This window comes from Streptomyces sp. NPDC030165 (assembly GCF_055573595.1).
In genome coordinates, this window is sequence record NZ_JBVIBD010000003.1 from 203,882 (window position 1) to 224,000 (window position 20,119).

A 20,119-nucleotide genomic window follows, 5' to 3' on the forward strand; every position below is an offset into this window, starting at 1 on the left:
GCGCGCCGCCGCTCGGAGCCGGTGTCCCAGAGTGACCGATCATGGAAGGCATGACCGACTCGTACGTACGGGTGCGCGGCGCCCGTGAGCACAACCTCCGCAGTGTCGACGTGGACATCCCGAGGGACACCGTCACGGTGTTCACCGGCGTGTCCGGCAGCGGCAAGTCCTCGCTCGCCTTCGGCACCGTCTACGCCGAAGCCCAGCGCCGCTACTTCGAGTCGGTGGCCCCCTACGCCCGCCGCCTGATCCACCAGGTGGGCGCCCCGAAGGTCGAGGACATCACCGGGCTGCCGCCCGCCGTCGCCCTGGAGCAGCGGCGCTCGGCCCCCACGTCCCGTTCTTCCGTCGGCACCGTCACCACGCTCTCGAACACCCTGCGGATGCTGTTCTCGCGCGCCGGTACGTACCCGGACGACGCGCCGGAACGGCTGGACTCCGACGCCTTCTCGCCGAACACCGCGGCCGGCGCCTGCCCGGAGTGTCACGGCCTGGGCCGCGTCCACCGGGTCACCGAGGAGTCACTCGTACCGGACCCGTCGCTGTCCATCCGGGACGGCGCCGTCGCCGCCTGGCCCGGCGCCTGGCAGGGCAAGAACCTGCGGGACGTGCTGGCCGCGCTCGGATACGACATCGACAAGCCCTGGCGCGACCTGCCCGCCGCCGACCGGGACTGGATCCTGTTCACCGATGAGCAGCCCGTCGTCACCGTGCACCCCGTACGGGAAGCGGGCCGCATCCACCGCCCCTACCAGGGCCGGTACATGAGCGCGAAGCGCTACGTACTGCACACCTTCGCCGACTCCAAGAGCGAGACACTGCGCAGACGCGTCCAGCGCCACCTGGTCTCCGCGCCCTGCCCCGGCTGCGGCGGGCGGCGGCTGCGGCCGGAGGCGCTGGCCGTCACCTTCGCGGGCCACGACATCGCGGAGCTGTCCGGGCTGCCGCTGAGCGCCCTCGCGCGGCTGCTGCGGCCCACGGCGGAGGCCACGGACGACGGGGTGGCGCCGGCCCTGGCCCGCGACCTCGTCGCCCGTATCGACGTCCTCACCGAGCTGGGGCTGGGCTACCTCGGCATGGACCGGGCCGCCCCCACCCTGTCCTCCGGCGAACTCCAGCGGCTGCGGCTGGCCACCCAGCTCCGCTCCGGCCTGTTCGGCGTCGTCTACGTCTTGGACGAGCCCTCGGCAGGTCTCCACCCGGCGGACACCGAGGCCCTGCTCACCGTCCTCGGCCGCCTGAAGGAGGCGGGCAACACCCTGTTCGTCGTCGAGCACGACATGGACGTGGTGCGGCACGCGGACTGGATCGTGGACGTCGGCCCCAAGGCCGGCGAGCACGGCGGGCGGGTCCTGCACAGCGGGCCGGTCGCGGGCCTCGCGCAGGTCACCGAGTCCGCCACCCGGCGCTTCCTCTTCGACGACGCACCGCCCGCCGCGCGCCCGCACCGCGAGCCCGTCGGACAGCTCTCCCTGCACGGCGTCACCCTGCACAACCTGCGCGGCGTGGACGCCGCCTTCCCGCTCGGCGTCTTCACGGCCGTCACCGGCGTGTCCGGGTCCGGCAAGTCCACGCTGGTCACCCGGGTCCTCGCGGACGCCGTCACCGACCACCTCGGCGCGGGCCCCGAGGAGGACGAGGAGAACGCCCCCCGGGCACAGCTCACCGGCGCCAAGGGCCTGGAGGCGGTCGGCCGGCTCGTGCGCGTCGACCAGAAGCCCATCGGCCGCACCCCGCGCTCCAACCTCGCCACCTACACCGGCCTCTTCGACGCCGTACGCAAGGTCTTCGCCGCCACCGACGAGGCCCGCGCCCGCGGCTACACGGCGGGCCGCTTCTCCTTCAACGTGGCGAGCGGGCGCTGCGAGACCTGCCAGGGCGAGGGCTTCGTCGCCGTCGAGCTGCTCTTCCTGCCCGGTACGTACGCGCCCTGCACCGCCTGTCACGGCGCCCGCTACAACCCCGAGACCCTGGAGATCACCCACCGGGGCCGCACCGTCGCCGACGTGCTCGCCATGACGGTGGACACCGCGGCGGACTTCCTCGCCGACGTACCGGCCGCCGCCCGCGGCCTGCGCACCCTCCAGGAGGTCGGGCTCGGCTACCTGCGCCTGGGCCAGCCCGCCACCGAGCTGTCCGGCGGCGAGGCCCAGCGCATCAAACTGGCCACGGAACTCCAGCGCGCCCACCGCGGCCACACCCTCTATCTGCTGGACGAGCCCACCACCGGGCTGCACCCGGCCGACACCGAAGTACTGCTGCGGCAGCTGCACGGGCTGGTGGACGCGGGCAACACCGTCGTGGTCGTCGAGCACGACATGGGTGTGGTCGCGGGCGCCGACCACGTCATCGACCTGGGGCCGGGCGGCGGCGCGGCCGGCGGCCGCATCGTGGCCACCGGCACCCCGGCCGAGGTGGCGGCCTCGCCGGACAGCCGTACGGCGGCCTACCTGGCGCGGCGCGCCGGGGGCTGATCCGGGGGGCTGATCCGGGGGCCGGCCCGGTGGCCGATCCGGGCGCGGGGGCCGGGAGAGCGGGCCGGGGCGGGGTCCGGAGTGTGGTGACAGTCGGTTAATGTACCCAGGTCAACTCAGTGGTACAGCGACTTCAAGGGGGCACTCCCGTGGCAGACATCGAGGCGGCCAAGGCGGCGTTCAACCGGTTCGACGCGGACGGCGACGGCCTGATCACCGCGGACGAGTACAAGCGGGCGATGGCGGAGATGGGGGACCCCTACGTCACCGGGCCGGTCGCCGAGGCCGTCATCGCCGCCAAGGACGCGAACGCGGACGGCAAGCTCTCCTTCGAGGAGTTCTGGAAGTCGCTGCAGGGCTGACGCTCCCCGGGCGCCCGGCCCTCCGAGGGCGCCGCGCCCGCACGGGCCGCACACGCGGCCGGCCGACCGGCCGGCCGCGTTTTTGTTTTCCGCGCGCCTATTGCGCTCATAGATTTCCCCGATCAATCCCTTTTCCGGGTGACCGGCGCCACTTCCTTACGCGCCGCGCCGGTGAATGGTGACGCGGGCCACAAGGGTTTCCGTGCGGGGCCTGCCAATCGCGTTCCGAGGCCATTTCAAGCGGTTTTCGCCGGGTGGGCCGCCGGGCCCCGAACGTGACGCGCAGCACGGGACTTCGGTCCCTTACGGCCTTTCTTAGTAAACCACCACTGTGCGGCAGCGGCCCGCGCTCTTGGACTGAGCTGCGCCACCGCGCCCTTGCTACGTAAAAGGGCCGTAGCCGAGGCACTCCCGGCCGCTATTGCTTTCCAATTTCGCCGTCGCTAATCATTGCTGAGGCGCCGGGATGAAGCGTCGCGTAAATGCCCCAGGGGCGGACGCGGACAAGAACCCGGTTCTCGTGCCGCCAGTGGCTTCCTGCTCGTACCTCCCGCCAATGGCTGCCGCCCGCTCATTTCAGTGATTGGAAGAGGATTTCCCCGCATGACCGCTCACACCCTGCTCCGCTCCGTTCGCCTGACCAAGACCCACAAGCTCTCCGCCGCCGTGCTGGCCGCCGCCGGCGCCACCGCGGCCCTGACCGTCCCCGCCGCGACCGGTGACGCGCACGCCGCCGCCTCCGCCGCTCCGGCCGCGGTCAAGCCGGTCTCCGCGAACGGCCAGCCCGCGGGTGCGAACACCAAGGCCGCCGACGCGACCGAGGTCGCCGACGCCAAGGACGCGACGGACACCAAGACCCTCGCCGACTCGGTGAAGGTCACCGCCGTGGCCGCCCAGGGCCACACGGCCAAGGAGGCCGCCAGCCGTGCCGCCGACCGCAAGCCGGTCGAGGCCCCCAAGCCGAAGTACGCGAACAACCTGGACGGCTGGATCAAGGAATCCCTGGCCATCATGAAGCAGAAGGGCATTCCCGGCAGCTACGAGGGCCTGCACCGCAACATCATGCGGGAGTCCAGCGGTAACCCGAACGTCGTCAACGACTGGGACATCAACGCCAAGAACGGCATCCCGTCCAAGGGCCTGCTGCAGGTGATCCAGCCGACGTTCGAGCAGTACCACGTCGAGGGCACGGCCAACGACCTGCTGGACCCGGTCGCCAACATCACGGCCGCCGCGAACTACGCCGCCCATCGCTACGGCTCCATGGACAACGTCAACTCGGCGTACTGAGCCCGGTGAGCAGGCAGCCGCGGCACCCGGACCGCACCGCCCGGGACCACCCTCCCGGGCCGGGCAGGCCACCGCCGCACGCTGACACGAGAGCGCCCCAGGACCAGCACGGTCCCGGGGCGCTCCGTCGTGTCCGGGGCGCGGTCACAGCCGCTCGTCGCCGTCCTCCGGCTCTTCGATCTCCCGCTCCGCCTTCGCCAGCTCGGAGCGCCGGTAGGAGTACGCGAAGTAGATGACCAGGCCGACCAGGAGCCACACCGCGAAGCGCACCCAGGTCTGCCACTCCAGGAAGGTGATCAGCCAGAGCGAGAAGACCACCCCGACCGCGGGCACCACCGGCATCCCGGGGGTGCGGAACGTGCGCGGCAGGTCGGGCCGCTTGTACCGCAGCACGATCACCGAGACGCACACCACCACGAACGCCAGCAGGATGCCGATGTTGGTCAGCTCGGCGGCCTCCCCGATGGGCAGGAAGCCCGCGACGGCGGCCGAGGCGACGCCGACGATCCAGGTCACCCGGGTCGGCACGTGCCGCCGCGGATGGGTCTTGGCGAACCACTTCGGCAGCAGTCCGTCCCTGCTCATGCTGAACCAGACCCGGGTCACGCCCAGCATGAATGTGAACATGACCGTGAGGATGCCGATGATCGCGCCCACCGCGATCACATCGGCCAGGCCGCTCAGCCCCACCGACTTGAACGCCGTCGAGAAGCCGCTCTCCGGGTCGATGTCCGTGTAGTTCTGCATGCCGGTGAGCACCAGGCAGGCCAGGACGTACAGCACCATCGAGATCAGCAGCGAGTAAAGGATCGCCTTCGGCATGTGCCGCTGGGCGTCCTTGGACTCCTCCGCCGCGGTGCTCATCGCGTCGTAACCGAAGACCGCGAAGAAGACCGTGGCCGCGCCCGTGAAGGCGCCGCTGACGCCGAACGGGAAGAACGGCGTGTAGTTGCCGGTCCTGACGTGGAAGAAGCCCACACCGATGACCAGCAGCACGACCAGGACCTTCAGGCCCACCACGATCGTCTCGAAGCGCGCCGCGTTCTTGATGCCCAGGGTCAGCAGATACGCGATCAGCAGGCACAGCGCCGCCGCGAACAGGTCCACCCGGTGCCCCTCGCCGGTCCCCGGCGCCCCCAGCATCCAGGCGGGCAGCTCCACCCCCGTCTCGCCGAGCAGGAAGCTGAAGTAGCCCGAGATGCCGATCGCGACGACCGCCACGATCGCCGTGTACTCCAGCAGCAGGTCCCAGCCGATGAACCAGCCCGCCAGCTCGCCGAGCACCGCGTAGCCGTACGTGTACGCCGAGCCCGCCTTCGGGATGAGCCCGGCGAACTCGGCGTAGGAGAACGCGGCCGCCGCGCTGGCCACGCCCGCGACCAGGAACGACAACAGGACCGCCGGTCCCGCCTTGCCGTTCGCGACGGTCCCGGCGAGCGTGAAGATGCCCGCCCCGATGATGCCGCCGACGCCGATGGCCGTCAGCTGCCACAGCCCCAGCACCCGGTTGAGCTGTTCGCCCGAGCCGCCTTCCGCCTCCCGGATGAGTTCGATCGGTTTACGCCGCCATACTCCCTGCCCCGCGCGCATCACCGCACCACTTCCTCTCGTCGTCGGCCGACGGCCGATCATCATGGCCCTTCGGAGGCGGCAGGGGAAGGAGATCCTTAGGTGCGGCGGAGTGGAACCGGGAAATCCGGGCACCCAGGGCGTGAGCACGGACAGTCGGCTCGTACACCGGCAGGCTGAAGGAGCGGTCATGACGAATCACACGTACCGGGTGACGGAGATCGTGGGCACGTCCCCGGAGGGCGTGGACGCCGCGATCCGCAACGCCGTCCAGCGGGCGGCCCAGACGTTGCGGGGCCTTGATTGGTTCGAGGTCAAGGAAGTACGTGGGCACATCGTCGACGGGGCGATCGAGCACTACCAGGTCGGGCTGAAGGTCGGCTTCCGGCTGGAGGACGCCGAGCAGGGCTGAGCCGGACCGCGGCGTCCGCCCGGGCCTGAGGCCGGGCGGATGCCGTGTCCTGACCGGTTCACGAGTACCGGGTGACCAGTCCCCGGCGGCGGAAGGAAGCCAGCATCCGGCCCAGGAAGAACAGGGCCAGGACCAGCAGCGCGGCGGTGCCCAGCGTGGCCACGGCCAGCTCGTGCCACGGCGTGGGCCCGTCCCCGGCCAGCGCGCGCCCGGCGGCGAAGACATGGGTGGTCGGCAGGGCCTCGGCGACCGGGCGGAGCGGCGCAGGGAGGGTCGAGACCGGGTAGAACACCCCGGAAAGGGGCATCACCACCGACAGTCCGCCCCAGACCAGCGCCTCGGCGCCGCTGCCGTACCGCAGCACCAGACCCACCACCGCGAGGGCCACTGCCCACCCGCAGAGCAGCAGCAGCGCCGCCACGGGGACCAGCCCCAGGCCGAGCGTCGTCACGTCGAAGGCGTACGCGGCGAAGGCCAGCGACGCCACCGCGAAGGTGCTCAGCGCCGTACGGACCAGGGCGAACAGCCCCACCCCGGCCAGATACTCCCAGCCGCGCAGCGGCGTGGTGAGCAGACCGATCACATTGCGTGACCAGGTTTCCTCCAGGAAGCCGGTGGCCAGCGAGATCTGCGTCTGGTGGACCAGGTGCCACAGCACGGTGCCGCTGAGCAGGAACACCGCAAGCGCGGGCCCGGTTCCCAGCTCCGTGGCGCCTCCGCCCGCTTCCGTACCGCCGCCGGCCGCCTTCGCGGCGAACAGACCGATCGAGCCGTACAGCAGCGTGTCGACGACCGGCCAGACCAGCACGTCGAAGATCCGGTGCGGGCTGCGGCGCAGCACCAGCCAGTGGCGGCGGGCGACGGCCCGGACGCGGTGGGCGCTGGCCGCGGCCGGAGTGCGCAGTTCCGGAGACTCGGTGGCACTCATACGGCACCGGCCCCTTCCCGGTCCTGCCCGGCGCGCTCGCGGTCCCGTTCCTCCGCCAGGTGGAGGAAGACCCCTTCCAGGTCCTGCTGCGCGAACTGCCGCGCCACTTCCTGCGGCGTACCGTCCGCGGTCACCCGCCCGGCCGCCAGGAAGACCACCCGCTCGCACAGCCGCTCCACCTCGACCATGTCGTGGCTGGTCACCAGCAGCGCGGTGCCGTGCCGGGCGCACAGGTCCAGCAGCCCGGTGCGGACGCGCAGAGCGATGTCCGGGTCCAGCGCGGCGGTGGGCTCGTCCAGGACCAGCAGCCGGGGCGTGTGCAGGGACGCCTTGGCGATGCCGACCAGGGTCCGCTGGCCGCTGGACAGCTCGGTGCCGATCGCGGCGGCCAGGTGCCCGATGCCGAAGTGCTCCAGGGCGTCCTCCACCGCAGCGCGCGGGGCGCGCAGCCCGTACAAATCCGCGTACAGCCGCAGGTACTCGCGCACCCGCAGCCGGTCGGGGAGCGGCAGGTAACCGGCCGCGAAGCCGATGCCGCGCATGGCGGCCGCGCGTCCGGCGGGCAGCCGGTGGCCGAGGACGTGCACACTCCCGGCGTCCGGCGCGACCGCGCCCAGGCACATCAGCAGGGTGGTGGTCTTGCCCGCGCCGTTGGGCCCGAGCAGCCCGACCCGCTCGCCCTCCCGCACGGACAGCCGTACGCCGTCCACGACCCGGCCGCGGCGGTACTCCTTGACCAGGTCGCGCGCGTCCAGGACAGGCGGCGGCGCGGCGCCGCGCGCGGTCATGCCTCCACCCCGGCCGGCTGCGGGCGGCGTACCGGCGACCAGACGCGTTCGGCGCGCAGCGGCCCGCCCCGGGCCAGCAGGCTGCCGTGGTCGGCGGCGAGCGGGGCGAGCTGCGAGCCGTAGCAGAGCACCGCCTCCCGCTTGCGGGCCCACTGCGCGTCGGTGAGGACGAGGTCGTGCGCGAGGTCGAGGCGGTAGCGGGTCGCCAGGGCCTGATACGAGAGGCCGAAGGTCCGGTCGCTGCCGAGGGCGCGGTCGGTGTCCGGGGTGCCCCACTCGGGCAGGTGGCCGGTGTAGGGCAGGTCGGCGTACAGGAGAGGCGGCGGCGCGCCCAGTCCGTCGAGGACGTGCAGGGCGCGGTCGCGTACCCGCTCGTGGTCGGGCTGATTGGTGCCGATGGGCAGGAGGACGAGCGGGAACGGTGTTGGCAGGGCGCTCAAGTACGCGTCGATGCCCGTCAGTTCACCGCCTTCGCCGTACGGGCCGTCGGGGTGGTCCAGTACGGTCCGGCCCACGCCGAGCAGGGCGGCGGCCCGCGCGTCCTCGGCGAGCCGGGCGCGGTGCGCCTCGGTGGCGGTGGAGAAGCCGCAGGTGCTGTCCCACCAGGAGACGGCGTGGTGTGCGGCGGGGGCGCCGCCGAACACGGTCACCACGGTCACCGGGGCCGGGAGCCGGGGGATCAGACCCGCCAGGGAAAGGGCGGCGTCGTCGAAGTGCGGGGAGAGGATGACGGTGCGCGGCGGGGGAGGCGTCATGCGGATTCCTTAGTGCCGGGGCGGTGCGGTGGGGCCGGGGAGGGGGTGAGTACGGGAATCAGGGCGGCGTCCCAGGCGGCGTCGTCGCCCTCCCAGCGGCCGGGGACGGCGGCGACGGTGCCCCAGGTGATGCCGGGGCCGAGCGCGTCGGCGTCGGGCGGCGCGGTGCGGCGCAGCCAGTGCAGGCCGAAGCGGTGGCCCGGGTGCTGCGCCGCGATCACCGCGCGCAGCCGGCGCAGGTCGGCGGCGGTCAGCTCGTCCCAGGCGTCGTGGTGCACGTACAGCACCCGCTCGGCGGAGCCGGCGAGGGCCCGCCAGCGCCCGGCCAGGGCTGCGAACTTGGCACGTACGCGCGGGAGTTGCGTGTCGATGTCCTGCTGGGTGAGGGGTGTCCCGGCGCCGGCCGCTGGATGGAACTCGTGGTAGAAGCGGATGTCTGAGCCGCGGTCCAGGGCACACCGGCCCTCGTCGAACGGCTCGACCAGGCCGGGGCGCAGCACGTTGCGGAAGTCCTCCGCGACGGCCTCGACGACCGACTCGAAGTCGAGGTCCAGCCAGTCGAAGAAGTGGGCGCGGGTGACGCCGGTGACGCGCCGGATCTGGTACGTGGACTCACAGTGGTACCCGAGGCCCACGCAGTGGTCGTACACGCTGCTCGCTCCTTGTCCGTACCGGGCCGCCGCCCCTGTGCGCATCGCCCGGTGCGGGGCCGCTGCCCGGGTGCGCGCCTGGCGGGGGCTCATGGCCGCAGCGGGCCGCGCCAGGCGCGCCCGGTCAGGTACTCCGCCGCCGCGGTGGCGTTGGCCAGCCCGGCGCCGCGGGTGAACAGCGTCGCGGGGGCGCCGGCGGGCAGCGGCCGGGCCGGGGCAAGGCCCATCTCCACGGTGATCAGGTCCGGGCGCCGGGCCCGCAGCGCCTGGAGGACCGCGCGCTGCCAGGAGTCGCGCTCCGCGTCCCGTACGACGACCGCGAGCGGGCCGCCGTCGGCCGCCGGCGGGACGACCGCGGCCGGGTCGGTGCCCGGTGTCACATCGGCGGCGGAGGCCAGGGCCCCGAGGTCCCGCAGCGGGGCCGCCAGCCCCCACGGCGCGTCGCCCACCGCCATGTTGCCCGCGGTGGCCAGCCGTACGGTGTGCACGCCGCGGACGTCGGCGGCCCGGGGCACGCCGTGCGCGAGCAGGGCCCGGCGGGCGGCGGCCAGGCCGACGGGCGCACGGTGCCGGTCGGACGCGGGCGGGCCGGTGTCCGGCGTGCCGGCGCGTCTGGCCGGGTCGGCCCAGGCGCGCAGCGACGCGACCCGGCAGGCCGCCTCCGCCACCCGTTCGAGGGTCAGCGTGCCCCGGTCCAGCGCCTCCTGCACGGCGTCGTGGATCTCGGGCAGCAGCTTCTGGCCGTCGGTCGCGCCGAGCACCACGAGGTCCGCGCCGGCGGCCAGCGCGGCGACCGCCGCACCGCCGTACCCCCAGCGCCGTACGACCGGTGCCATCTCCAGCGCGTCGGTCATCACCACGCCCCGGTGGCCGAGCTGTTCGCGCAGCAGGCCGGTGACGATCCGGCGGCTCAGCGTCGCGGGCAGCCCGTCCAGCCGGGAGAGCCGGATGTGACCGGTCATCACGGCCTTGACGCCGGCCGCGATCCCGGCGCGGAACGGCGGCAGGTCCACCGCGTCGAGGGACGCCGCGTCACGGTCGATGTCCGGCAGTTCGGAGTGCGAGTCGGTACGGGTGTCACCGTGCCCGGGGAAGTGCTTGACGGTGGCGGCGACGCCGAGTTCCTGCACGCCTCGTACGTACGCCGCGGTGTGCCGGGCCACGAGGTCCGGGCGGTCGCCGAAGGAGCGGACGCCGATGATGGGGTTGTCGGGGCGGGAGTTGACGTCCGCGCACGGGGCCAGGCAGAGGTTGACGCCCTCGGCCCGCAGGTCGCGGGCGATCGCCGCGCCCACCTCCCGGGTGAGCCCGGTGTCGTCGACCGCGCCGAGGGCGTGGCTGCCCGGGTAGACGCTGCCGCGCCGGTAGTCGAGCCGGGTGACGTCACCGCCCTCCTCGTCCAGGGCGATCAGCAGGTCGGGGCGGACGGCGCGGAGCGGGGCGGTGATCTCCTCGCGCAACGAGCCGGAACCGGCGGGGAAGTTGGTCCCGAACAGGCCGACGCCCGCCAGGCCCTCGTCGGCCGCGCGCAGGATCCAGTCGGCGGGCGAGCGGCCCGCGTAGGCGGGGAGCAGGCAGGCGTTGACCAGGGAGATGTCGGCGCGCATGGGGGCCTTCCGGTACGGGGCGAGGGGGCGGCGGCAGCCCGGCGGACGGCCGGGCCGCGGCCGGTGGCGGCGCGGCGGGACCGGGACGGCGGGTGGCGAAGGCACGCCGGGAAAGGTGTGCCGGGTCAGGTGTGCTGGGTCGGGGGTGTGCCGGGTCGGGTCTGCCGGGTCAGCCGTCGGTGCGGCGCAGGACGAGCCCGACGCTGCCGCGCTTGCTCAGGTACGCGCGGCCGCCGCAGACCGGCTCCACCCGGGGTGCGACGAGCCGGGTCTCCTCCACCGTCCGCCACACCGCGGACGCGGCGAGCCACGGCCGCAGCCGCGTCTCCAGCGCCTCGGGTTCCAGGGCGAGGAAGAGCAGGCCGGTGGACAGGTCGTCGAGCAGGGCGAGGTCCTGGCCGTAGTACAGCATCTCGACCAGCAGGTACGCGGCGCCCTCCGGTCCGCCCTTGGCCAGTTCGGCGAGGTCTTCGTCGCCGGCCCGTACGGCGTCGGTGTCCCGGATCGCGGTGGCGAGCCGGGCCCGGAAGTGCGGGTTGGGCTCGGTGGCGTACACGGAGAAACCGTCCGCCGCAAGCCGGGACGTCAACGCGCCTTCACACGCGCCGACTTCGACCAGCGGTTGCCCGCCGGGCGGGCAGTGCCGCCGCACCCAGGCGGCGGTCGCGTCCAGGCGCCGGGCCTCGTACGGGGAGGTGGCGAACTCCCACGGGTCGGCGACCGCGGCGGCCTCGTCGCCCAGGCTGGCGAGCAGGGCGAAGAGCCGTTCGCGTTCGGTGGGGTCGGCGCCGAAGAACCGCTCGGCGGCCGGGATGCGGGGCGTCTGCACCACGAACTCGCCCGACGGTGTGTCGAGCAGTCCGGGGGCCGCGCGGTTGACGAAGTCCAGTTTGGCCGCGATCTGTTCGCGGCCGAGCGGGCGGTCGAGGTCGCTGACGAACTGGAGGTAGGGGGAGTATCCGACGGCGTGCCGCACGGTCAGCACCCGCGCGGCGCTCTCCCCGGCGGCGTCCGCCAGGCGCGCGCAGGCGATGGCGGTGTCCCGGCCGACGCGGCCCCGGCTGCGCCGGTTGTCGGCGGGGGAGTGGGTCCACACACGGGCGGAGTGGCCGCCTGCGGCCCGGCGTAGCAGGTCGGCGAGGGCGGCGGGGCCGGGGGAGACGGCGTCCTCCTCGGCCGGCCGTACGTGCGGCGCGAGCAGGGCGAGCCGTGCGGAGGGCGGTGTACCGGCGGGCAGGGGAAGGATGTCGCCGCGGTCGGCGAGGACCACGGCGGCCGGGCCGGCGCCGGGGCCGGGGTCGGTGAGGACGGAGAGGAAGTCGAGGACGGCGTCCTCGACCCGGAGTACGACCACGATTTCGATCATGGACCGGTCCCAGGGGCAGAGCTGGCGGGGGTGGCGGAGCGGGGTGCCGGCACCGGGTGGTCCGCGCCGGGGCGCGCCGGACCGGACCGGCAGGGCGGTGCTGTGAGCAGGGCGGTACGCGAACCGTACGGCCGGAGCGCCGTACGGGAAGGACCCTAACCGCCCCCACCTCCGTGGTCCAGACCAATCTGGTTGACCCCTGCATTCCGGCCGCCGCGGTGGCCGGAAACCGCCGGTGGGTGCACTCCGCGTCCCCGGCCGGTCACGGCACCACCGTCACCGGCCAGCGCCCCGCCTTGACCAGCCGTACCGCCACCGACCCCATGATCCGGTGCCCCGCCGACTCCGACGCCCCCACCACCACGGCGTCGGCCGTCAGCTCGTCGGCCATCTGCACCATGCCGGAGTACGGGTCGCCGCGCAGCGTGTGGAACTCCCAGCGCAGGTCGTAGGTCCCCTGCACCCGCTCCGTCGCCGCACGGATCTCCGCCATCAGCTCCTCGGCCACCTCGTTCGTCGCGTCCACGACCGGCGCCCCCATGGCGGCCCCGGCCGGCAGCACCGGCTGGACGTACACCAGGGCCAGCTTGGACCCCTGCCGGCGGGCCAGCCCCGCCGCGTAGGCGGCGGCGCGCCACGACGAGTCCGACCCGTCGACGCCGACGACGATGACCTTCGGGCCGTCCGTACCGCGCTCGAAGGGCGCGGGCGTGTTCTCCTCCACGTGAGGAGGTTATCGGGCGCCCTTCCGGAGCTTTCCGCAGGGCTGCGCGGGGCCCGCGCCGGGCCCCGCGCCCCGCCGAAGACGCGGCGCGGCCGCGTCCCTCACGACTCCGCGCCGCCGCCGCGCCCCGGGAGCACCGGCCGCCACGGCGCGAAGGCACTCGCGTCGCGCGGCAGCATCGCCGCCAGCTCCGGGCAGTGCCGCAGGATGACCGAGTTCATCCCGCCGCGGGCGACCCAGTCGATGCCGAGCGGCGTGTACAGCTCCGGCCGGAAATCGACGGTCAGGAACCGGTCCGACTGGATGCGGCGGGTCGCCATCAGGATGAAGATCCGGAAGGCGGTGTCGCTGAAGCCGAAGCCCTCCGGCGGGTTCTCGGCGAACAGCCCCACCATCGTGTCGACCTCGTCGACGTTGCGGTAGACCTCCTTGAGCTGCGCGACCGTCTGCGGGTCGGAGCTGATGTCCTCGAAGCGGCGCACCCGCGGCTTGCGCAGCCCGGCGCGGAAGTCGTTGTAGCGCGGCACCCCGCGCCGCCGGGTCCGTACGAGGTCGACCACGGACAGGTCGATGATCTCCCCGTCCCGCTCGAAGCGGGTCAGCGCCTGCGGGTAGTTGTGCAGGGTGATCGCGCCCGGGTGGGCGATGCCGAGGGAGTACAGCGTGTCGGTCAGGCCGGTCTTGCGGGCCATCCCTTCGGCCGCCGTGCCCTGGATGTCGTCGAACGTGACGGTCTCCACGCGCTGCCCGAAGCGGTGCTCGCGCAGCTCGTAGTCGTCCGGGATCAGCGGATGCATCCGGTAGACGGTGACGAAGTCCTCGGTCAGGGAGTACGGCACCTTGTGGTGGTCGGGCAGGGTCTCCGGGATGCCGCGCAGCGCGTGCGAGTCGACCAGCCACAGTCCCAGCTTGCTCAGCCACCTGTCCGGCGGGCCCTGCCAGTTCGTCTTCAGACCGACGTCGATGGCCTCGGTGGCCAGGATCGCCGGCGTCCACTCCACCGTGTGGATCTTCGCGATCAGCGCGGAGACGATCAGCCGGGCGGTGTGGTAGATCCGGTCCTGGCTCATGGCGGGGTACTCGGCGTGCAGCGCGTCGCACAGCGCGTTGTGCTCCCGGGCGAAGAGCGTGTGCATCACGCTCAGGCCCAGCCACCAGTTCTCGCTGAAGCCGGTGAGCGGGATGCCGCCGGCGCCGACCGGCAGATGGCCGTCCTCCAGGCGCAGCTTGGCGCCGTCCGGCTCGCGCAGCGACCGCGCGGTGGCCTCGTCGCCGCCGTACACCTCCGAGCCGTCCCACCACGGCGAGGTGGTGTTGGTGAACAGCAGCGGCGGCTCACCGGGCCGCTCCACGCCGATGTTCTCGGCGAACCGCATCACGTCCTCGGGCGGGCCGCCGGGGGTGTTGGTCCAGGCGCTGCCGGGCGGCATCGGGATCTCCACCGCCCGCTCGCCGGGCTTGTACCGCCGGTGGTTGACCCAGTCGTGCACCTGGAACTGGATCCACGCCGCGGCCAGGATGTTCAGCGAGGACGCGGGCTGGAACGCCGTACGGTGCAGCAACTGGCGGGCCGTGGTGACCGGGTTCGGGACGGTGTCCAGGTCCGGCCGGTACACCGGCTTGAGGTTGCGGCCGAACGCCGAGCCGATCGCGCCCATCCGGGGCTCCGACAGGTCGGTGGACGAACCGTCGTAGGTACGGGCCGTCCGTGCGCCCTCGTCCACCGTCTCCGGCACCGGCACGGCCTGCGGCGGCGCCTCCGGGACCTCGGCGTCGATGAGGTTGAAGCGGCGCAGCGCCTGCCGCAGTGCCACCAGGTTGAGCAGGCTCAGATCCAGCGGCAGCTTGTGCCACGGCACGTACCGGTTGAGGACCCGGAAGGCCGCGCGCACGGGCACCCCGATCACGGTGTTGCGCAGCGGCTCCTCCGTACGGAACCGGGTGCCGAGCCGGTGCCCGGCGCTCGCCCGGTACGCGGCCTTGCGCGCCCGGTTCAGATTGCCCAGCGGGCGGAACGCGTCCGTGGTGTGCCACGGGTTGAACGCCAGCGCCTCCACCCGGCGGCCCGCGGAGCGGGCCTCGGCGGTGGTGACGTCCTGCCGCGGGATGGTCAGCCGCCCGACCGGGACGACCGGCGCGTCCGCCTCCCGCCACTGCGCCGCCCCGTCCTCGACGGGCGTGCGCTCCTCGCTCACGTACCGCTGCACACACAGCTCGAACTCGACGTCGGCCAGCGCCAGCCGCCCCGCCAGCTCATGGCGCAGGTGGTCGGGGTCGTGCCGGTCCGGCCGCGGCGCGGGGGCACTGCCGGGGGCGGGCCGCAGCTGGTAGCGGACGGGTCCCGCGTCGCCCCACATGACCGCGCCCCGGCTCCAGTACGTCTCCCGCGCCAGCGAACCGACCACGTGCCGGGTGGCGGCCCGCACGTTGCGCCGCATCCGCGCCGCCGTGCCCCAGCCCACCGCCAGGGGCAGCTTCACCAGCAGCCCGAACGCCTTTTGCAGGGTGCTGTCCGCTCCGGCCATCGCCTTGGCGAACGCCACGAACTCCCGTGCGTCGCGGGCATGCGAGACCGGGAAGTTGGTGGCGAGCAGATCATGGGTCTCTTCCGCCGAAACCTCCACCCGTACGGCGATCCCCCGTAGATCGGGCGAGATGTCCGGCTGTGCCGTCCCGCTCGCGTTCGACAGCCGCACCACCGCCGGGTACTGCGCGCCCGGCTGCACGAACCCGGACGCCAGTGCGGCGGGCAGGTCTTCGTCGAACCGCAGCCGGGCGTTCTCCACCCCCAGCACCGCCTTGGCGTGGAAGGCCCGCTCGACCCCGTGCGCCCCGCCGCTCCCGCGGTTCACGAGCTGCACCCGCATCAGCTGCCGCGCCAGCTCCTCGAAGACCACCCGTTCCGCTTCCGGGCTGCCGCCCTCGTACCTCTCGTACTGCGTGTGACTCACGGTGTCGGCCATGGCAGGACACCCTCCGTACGGAAGAAGGGCGCCCGACGCTACTCGCCTCCCCGGCGGCCGGACAGGGTTCGTTTCGGGCGGATTCGTGGATCTTTGCGGCCGGGCGCTGCCGTCGGTGGCCCAGGGGGTCAGCCCTCCGGGGACTCCGGTTCCGGCGCCTTCGCGGGCGCCGGCGGCCACACCCCCGGCGCCAGCACGCCCAGCACGTACGCCTTGGCCACCAGGGCGGTACGGCCCTGGACGCGCCAGCGCCGGGAGAGGCGGGTGAGGTGGTAGTTGACGCCGTCGACGGTGAGGCCGAGGTGGCTGCCGATGGCCGCGGTGGTGGCACCGGAGGCGGCCAGCGCGAGGATGCGGGTCTCGACGAGACTGGCCGCCCCACGTGCCGGGCCCGGGGCGGGCGGCGCGTCCTCGTGGGCGCGGAGCAGCGCCAGCAGGGCGGGCGGGTTCTCCGACGGGTCGCCGACCGGATCGACCGTCAACTCGCCCTCCCGCTCGGTGCCGTCCTCGCCTGCCCGCCAGCGCACCCCGACCGGGTACCGGGACCTGCGGCCCAGGCGCAGTGCGTCGACCAGACGGTCTATCTGCGCCTGGGAACGGGGCCGGAAGAGGTCCAGCAGATTGCGGCCGCGCAGCTGACCCGGCGCCGCGCCCCACTCGGCGGCCATCGCGGGATTGGCGATCAGCACCTCGCCGTGTGCCGTGCACACCGCGATCGGCACCGGGATGCGGTACAGCAGGATCAGGAAGTAGTTGCGCCACGGGCCCGCCGGGCCGCCCGCCGTCGCGTCGTCCATTGCTCCTTCTCCGGTCCGGCCGCAAGAGCGGACAGCGAAAAACCACTGCACAATCATGCAGTTACCCGGCGTCGCACGGTACACCGGGCCGGTCACGCTGGAGTCATGACCGAGACGATCCCGTTCGAAGCAGTCGACGGCGCGGCGCGCCCGACCGAGGAGGTGCCGGTCGTCGATCTGTCGGCCACCGGGCTCACCACCACCCCCCTCCAGCAGGCCATGGACCTGGCCCGCGAGCACGGCCCGGTGTACCGGCGGCGGCTGCACGGCCACGAAGCGATGTTCGTCTCCTCGCTGGAGCTGGTCACCGAACTGGCCGACGAGGAGCGCTTCGCCAAGGGCATCGCGGTCGCCCTGGAGAACGTCCGCGAGTTCGCCGGGGACGGCCTGTTCACCGCGTACAACGACGAACCGAACTGGGCCAAGGCGCACGACATCCTCATGCCGGCCTTCGCGCTCGGCTCGATGCGCACCTACCACCCGGCCATGCTGAAGGTGGCCCGCCGGGTGACCGGCGCCTGGGACCGGCGCGCGGCCGACGGCACGCCCGTGGACGTCGCCGACGACATGACCCGGATGACACTGGACACCATCGGCCTGGCCGGCTTCGGCTTCGACTTCGAGTCGTTCTCCCGCGACACCCCGCACCCCTTCGTCGAGGCGATGGTCCGCTGCCTGGAGTGGAGCATGACCCGCCTCGGCCGGAAGCCGGGCGGCGACTACACCGAGCAGGACGCCGCCTTCCGGGCCGACGCCGACTACCTCGCCTCCGTCGTCGACGAGGTCATCGCCACCCGTACGGGCGAGGGCGGCGACGCGGACGGGACCTCCGACGACCTGCTCGCACTGATGCTCGGCGCCACCCACCCCGCCGACGGCACCACGCTCGACCTGGCCAACATCCGCAACCAGGTCATCACCTTCCTCATCGCCGGCCACGAGACGACCTCCGGCGCGCTCTCCTTCGCCCTCCACCACCTGCTCAAGGACCCGGCCGCGCTGCGCCTGGCCCAGCGCGAGGCGGACGAGCTGTGGGGCGACGAGACCGACCCCGACCCGTCCTTCGAGGACATCGGGCGGCTGCCCTTCACCCGGCAGGTCCTCAACGAGGCGCTGCGGCTGTGGCCCACCGCCGCCGCCTTCAGCCGCCAGGCCCGTACGGACACCCTGCTCGGCGGCCGCTACCCGGTGAAGGCCGGCCAGCTGATCACCGTCCTCACGCCGATGCTGCACCGCGACCCGGTCTGGGGCGACAATCCGGAGCTGTTCGACCCCACGCGGTTCGCGCCGGAGGCCGAGGCGGCCCGCTCCCCGCACGCGTACAAGCCCTTCGGTACGGGCGAACGCGCCTGCATCGGACGGCAGTTCGCGCTGCACGAGGCGACCATGCTGCTCGCCATGCTGGTGCACCGCTACCGCCTCATCGACCACACCGGTTACCAGCTGAAGATCAAGGAAACCCTGACCCTCAAGCCGGACGGCTTCACCCTCACCCTCGGCCGGCGCACCCCCGCCGACCGGGCGGCCCTGCGCGCCGCACTGGCCATCCTGCCCGGCGGGACGCCGGAGCCGGACGACACCCGTCCCGGCACGGACGACGGGCTGCCCACCCGGGCCCGGCAGGACACCGCCCTGCTCCTCCTCCACGGCACCAACTACGGCACCTGCCGCGACTTCGCCGAACGCATCGCCGACGAGGCCACCGGACTCGGCTTCACCACCGAGGTGGCCCCGCTGGACGCCGAGGCCGGCGCACTGCCCACCGACCGCCCGGTCGTCATCGTCACCGCTTCCTACAACGGTCAGCCGACCGACGACGCTGCGCGCTTCTTCTCTTGGCTCGACAGCGACGAGGCACGGGCCGAAGGAGTCCCCTACGCCGTCCTCGGCGTCGGCGACCGCAACTGGGCCGCCACGTACCAGCGCGTACCGACCGTGCTCGACGAGCGGCTGGCCGCCCTGGGCGCCGAGCGGCTGCTGCCGCGCGGCGAGGCCGACGCGTCCGGCGACCTGAACGGCGCCGTCAAGGCGTTCACGGCCGCGCTGCGCACCGAACTGCTGGTGCGCTACGGCGATCCCGCGACCATCGGCGCGAGCGCCGCGGCCGAGGCCACGGACGCGTCCTACACCGTCCGCGAGGTCACCGGAGGTCCCCTGGACGCACTCGCCGGCCGCCACGGTCTCCGGCCGATGACCGTCACCGAGGTCCGTGACCTCACCGCCCCCGGCCACCCCCGGGTCAAGCGCTTCCTGCGCCTCGCCCTGCCCGACGGCGTCACCTACCGCACCGCCGACCACCTCGCCGTACTCCCCGCCAACGGCCCGGCGGCGGTCGAGCGCGCGGCACGCGTACTGGGCGTGGACCTGGACACCGTCCTCGACATCCGCGCCGGCGCGGGCCGCGCCGGACGCGACGCCCTTCCCGTCGACCGTCCGCTGACCGTACGGCAACTGCTCACGCACCACGTGGAGCTGGGCGCACGGCCGGCCCCGGAACAGCTCAGGACCCTCGCCGCCCACAACCCCTGTCCGCCCGAGCGCACCGCCCTCCAGGCGGTCACCGGCGACGACCCGCGCACCACCCTGGACCTCATCGAGGAACACCCCGCCCTGTGCGGCGCGCTGCCCTGGCCGGTCGTCCTCGACCTGCTGCCCGCGCTGCGCATCCGCCACTACTCCCTGTCGTCCTCACCTGCCGCCGACCCGCGTCACGCCGACCTGATGGTGTCCCTGCTGCCCGGCGGCACCGGCTCCGAGCACCTGCACACGCTCCGGCCCGGCGACACCGTCCTGGCCCGCGTCCAGCCCTGCCGGGACGCGTTCCGCCTCGACCCCGCCGACCCGACGCCGGTCATCCTGGTCGCGGCCGGCACCGGCCTGGCCCCCTTCCGCGGCGCCGTGGCCGATCGCGTGGCCGCCACCCGCGAGGGCCGGCTGGCGCCCGCCCTGCTCTATTTCGGCTGCGACGCCCCCGAAGCCGACTACCTGCACGCCGACGAGCTACGAGCCGCCGAGACCGCCGGCGCGGTCTCCCTGCGCCCTGCCTTCAGCGCCCGCCCCGAGAACGGCTGCCGCTACGTCCAGCACCGCATCGCCGCCGAGGCCGACGAGGTGGGAGCCCTGCTGGACGCCGGAGCCCGGGTGTACGTCTGCGGCGACGGCAGTCGGATGGCACCGGGCGTCCGGGCCGCCTTCCGCGAGCTGTACGCGGCCCGCACAGGTGCCACGGAGGAGCAGGCCGAGGCATGGCTGCGCGACCTGACGGCCGCCGGGCGCTTTGTGGAAGACGTGTACGCGGCGGGGTGACACCCGGCGCCACGGCCTCCCGGCGGGAGCCGGGCCCCCGCCTCCGCGCACAGGTCTGGCTCCCCGCCGGGCACCGGCGGCATCGTGGACGGTGGCGGCGCGGCTCCGCGCGCCGCCGTCCGGCGATT

The 20,119-nt window shown here is 73.6% G+C and carries 15 protein-coding genes; 5 read left to right on the plus strand and 10 right to left on the minus strand.

Going from position 1 to position 20,119, the window contains the following annotated elements:
- Positions 1–50 precede the first annotated feature (50 nt).
- From uvrA to ACZ4Z1_RS07345, 3 genes are all read left to right on the plus strand, one after another.
- Positions 51–2,474 carry an excinuclease ABC subunit UvrA gene (gene uvrA, locus ACZ4Z1_RS07335; protein WP_468485593.1) on the plus strand — a complete coding sequence of 808 codons (2,424 nt, stop codon included), beginning with the start codon at positions 51–53 and terminating at the stop codon, positions 2,472–2,474.
- A 149-nt stretch (positions 2,475–2,623) separates the two neighbouring features.
- Positions 2,624–2,836 carry an EF-hand domain-containing protein gene (locus tag ACZ4Z1_RS07340; RefSeq protein ID WP_030998454.1) on the plus strand — a complete coding sequence of 71 codons (213 nt, stop codon included), beginning with the start codon at positions 2,624–2,626 and terminating at the stop codon, positions 2,834–2,836.
- Positions 2,837–3,439: 603 nt separating this feature from the next.
- A complete protein-coding gene (locus ACZ4Z1_RS07345; RefSeq protein WP_468485594.1) occupies positions 3,440–4,126 on the plus strand; it encodes a transglycosylase SLT domain-containing protein in 687 nt (228 codons plus the stop codon).
- Between the two features lie 144 nt (positions 4,127–4,270).
- Here ACZ4Z1_RS07345 and ACZ4Z1_RS07350 read toward each other — a convergent pair whose 3' ends face one another.
- Positions 4,271–5,716, minus strand: coding sequence for an amino acid permease (locus ACZ4Z1_RS07350; protein WP_468485595.1), 1,446 nt, complete (start codon positions 5,714–5,716; stop codon positions 4,271–4,273).
- A gap of 169 nt (positions 5,717–5,885) precedes the next feature.
- Between ACZ4Z1_RS07350 and ACZ4Z1_RS07355 the strand changes: the two genes are divergently transcribed.
- On the plus strand, positions 5,886–6,107 hold the full coding sequence (locus ACZ4Z1_RS07355) for a dodecin (protein ID WP_468485596.1): 222 nt from the start codon (positions 5,886–5,888) through the stop codon (positions 6,105–6,107).
- A gap of 58 nt (positions 6,108–6,165) precedes the next feature.
- Here the strand turns inward: ACZ4Z1_RS07355 and ACZ4Z1_RS07360 are convergent, their stop codons facing one another.
- From ACZ4Z1_RS07360 to ACZ4Z1_RS07400, 9 genes are all read right to left on the minus strand, one after another.
- Positions 6,166–7,035: an ABC transporter permease gene (locus ACZ4Z1_RS07360; protein ID WP_468485597.1), complete on the minus strand. Its 870-nt coding sequence runs from the start codon at positions 7,033–7,035 to the stop codon at positions 6,166–6,168.
- Positions 7,032–7,823 carry an ABC transporter ATP-binding protein gene (locus tag ACZ4Z1_RS07365; protein WP_468485598.1) on the minus strand — a complete coding sequence of 264 codons (792 nt, stop codon included), beginning with the start codon at positions 7,821–7,823 and terminating at the stop codon, positions 7,032–7,034. The genes ACZ4Z1_RS07360 and ACZ4Z1_RS07365 overlap by 4 nt, the downstream gene beginning before the upstream one ends.
- Positions 7,820–8,578 (minus strand): PIG-L deacetylase family protein, encoded by a 759-nt coding sequence (locus tag ACZ4Z1_RS07370; RefSeq protein WP_468485599.1) that lies wholly within the window; start codon positions 8,576–8,578, stop codon positions 7,820–7,822. Before ACZ4Z1_RS07370 ends, ACZ4Z1_RS07365 begins: the two co-directional genes overlap by 4 nt.
- Positions 8,575–9,228, minus strand: coding sequence for a DUF1796 family putative cysteine peptidase (locus ACZ4Z1_RS07375; RefSeq protein ID WP_468485600.1), 654 nt, complete (start codon positions 9,226–9,228; stop codon positions 8,575–8,577). The genes ACZ4Z1_RS07370 and ACZ4Z1_RS07375 overlap by 4 nt, the downstream gene beginning before the upstream one ends.
- 89 nt (positions 9,229–9,317) lie before the next feature.
- Positions 9,318–10,835 (minus strand): glycoside hydrolase family 3 protein, encoded by a 1,518-nt coding sequence (locus ACZ4Z1_RS07380; RefSeq protein ID WP_468485601.1) that lies wholly within the window; start codon positions 10,833–10,835, stop codon positions 9,318–9,320.
- Between the two features lie 169 nt (positions 10,836–11,004).
- Positions 11,005–12,201, minus strand: coding sequence for a methyltransferase domain-containing protein (locus tag ACZ4Z1_RS07385; RefSeq protein WP_468485602.1), 1,197 nt, complete (start codon positions 12,199–12,201; stop codon positions 11,005–11,007).
- A 262-nt stretch (positions 12,202–12,463) separates the two neighbouring features.
- On the minus strand, positions 12,464–12,925 hold the full coding sequence (locus ACZ4Z1_RS07390; RefSeq protein ID WP_073766926.1) for a universal stress protein: 462 nt from the start codon (positions 12,923–12,925) through the stop codon (positions 12,464–12,466).
- Between the two features lie 101 nt (positions 12,926–13,026).
- On the minus strand, positions 13,027–15,888 hold the full coding sequence (locus ACZ4Z1_RS07395; RefSeq protein WP_468485603.1) for a peroxidase family protein: 2,862 nt from the start codon (positions 15,886–15,888) through the stop codon (positions 13,027–13,029).
- Between the two features lie 128 nt (positions 15,889–16,016).
- Positions 16,017–16,685 carry a PAS domain-containing protein gene (locus ACZ4Z1_RS07400; RefSeq protein WP_468485604.1) on the minus strand — a complete coding sequence of 223 codons (669 nt, stop codon included), beginning with the start codon at positions 16,683–16,685 and terminating at the stop codon, positions 16,017–16,019.
- Between the two features lie 105 nt (positions 16,686–16,790).
- On the opposite strand from ACZ4Z1_RS07400, the gene ACZ4Z1_RS07405 reads away from it, so the two are divergent.
- Positions 16,791–19,991, plus strand: coding sequence for a bifunctional cytochrome P450/NADPH--P450 reductase (locus ACZ4Z1_RS07405; protein WP_468485605.1), 3,201 nt, complete (start codon positions 16,791–16,793; stop codon positions 19,989–19,991).
- The last annotated feature ends 128 nt before the right edge of the window (positions 19,992–20,119 follow it).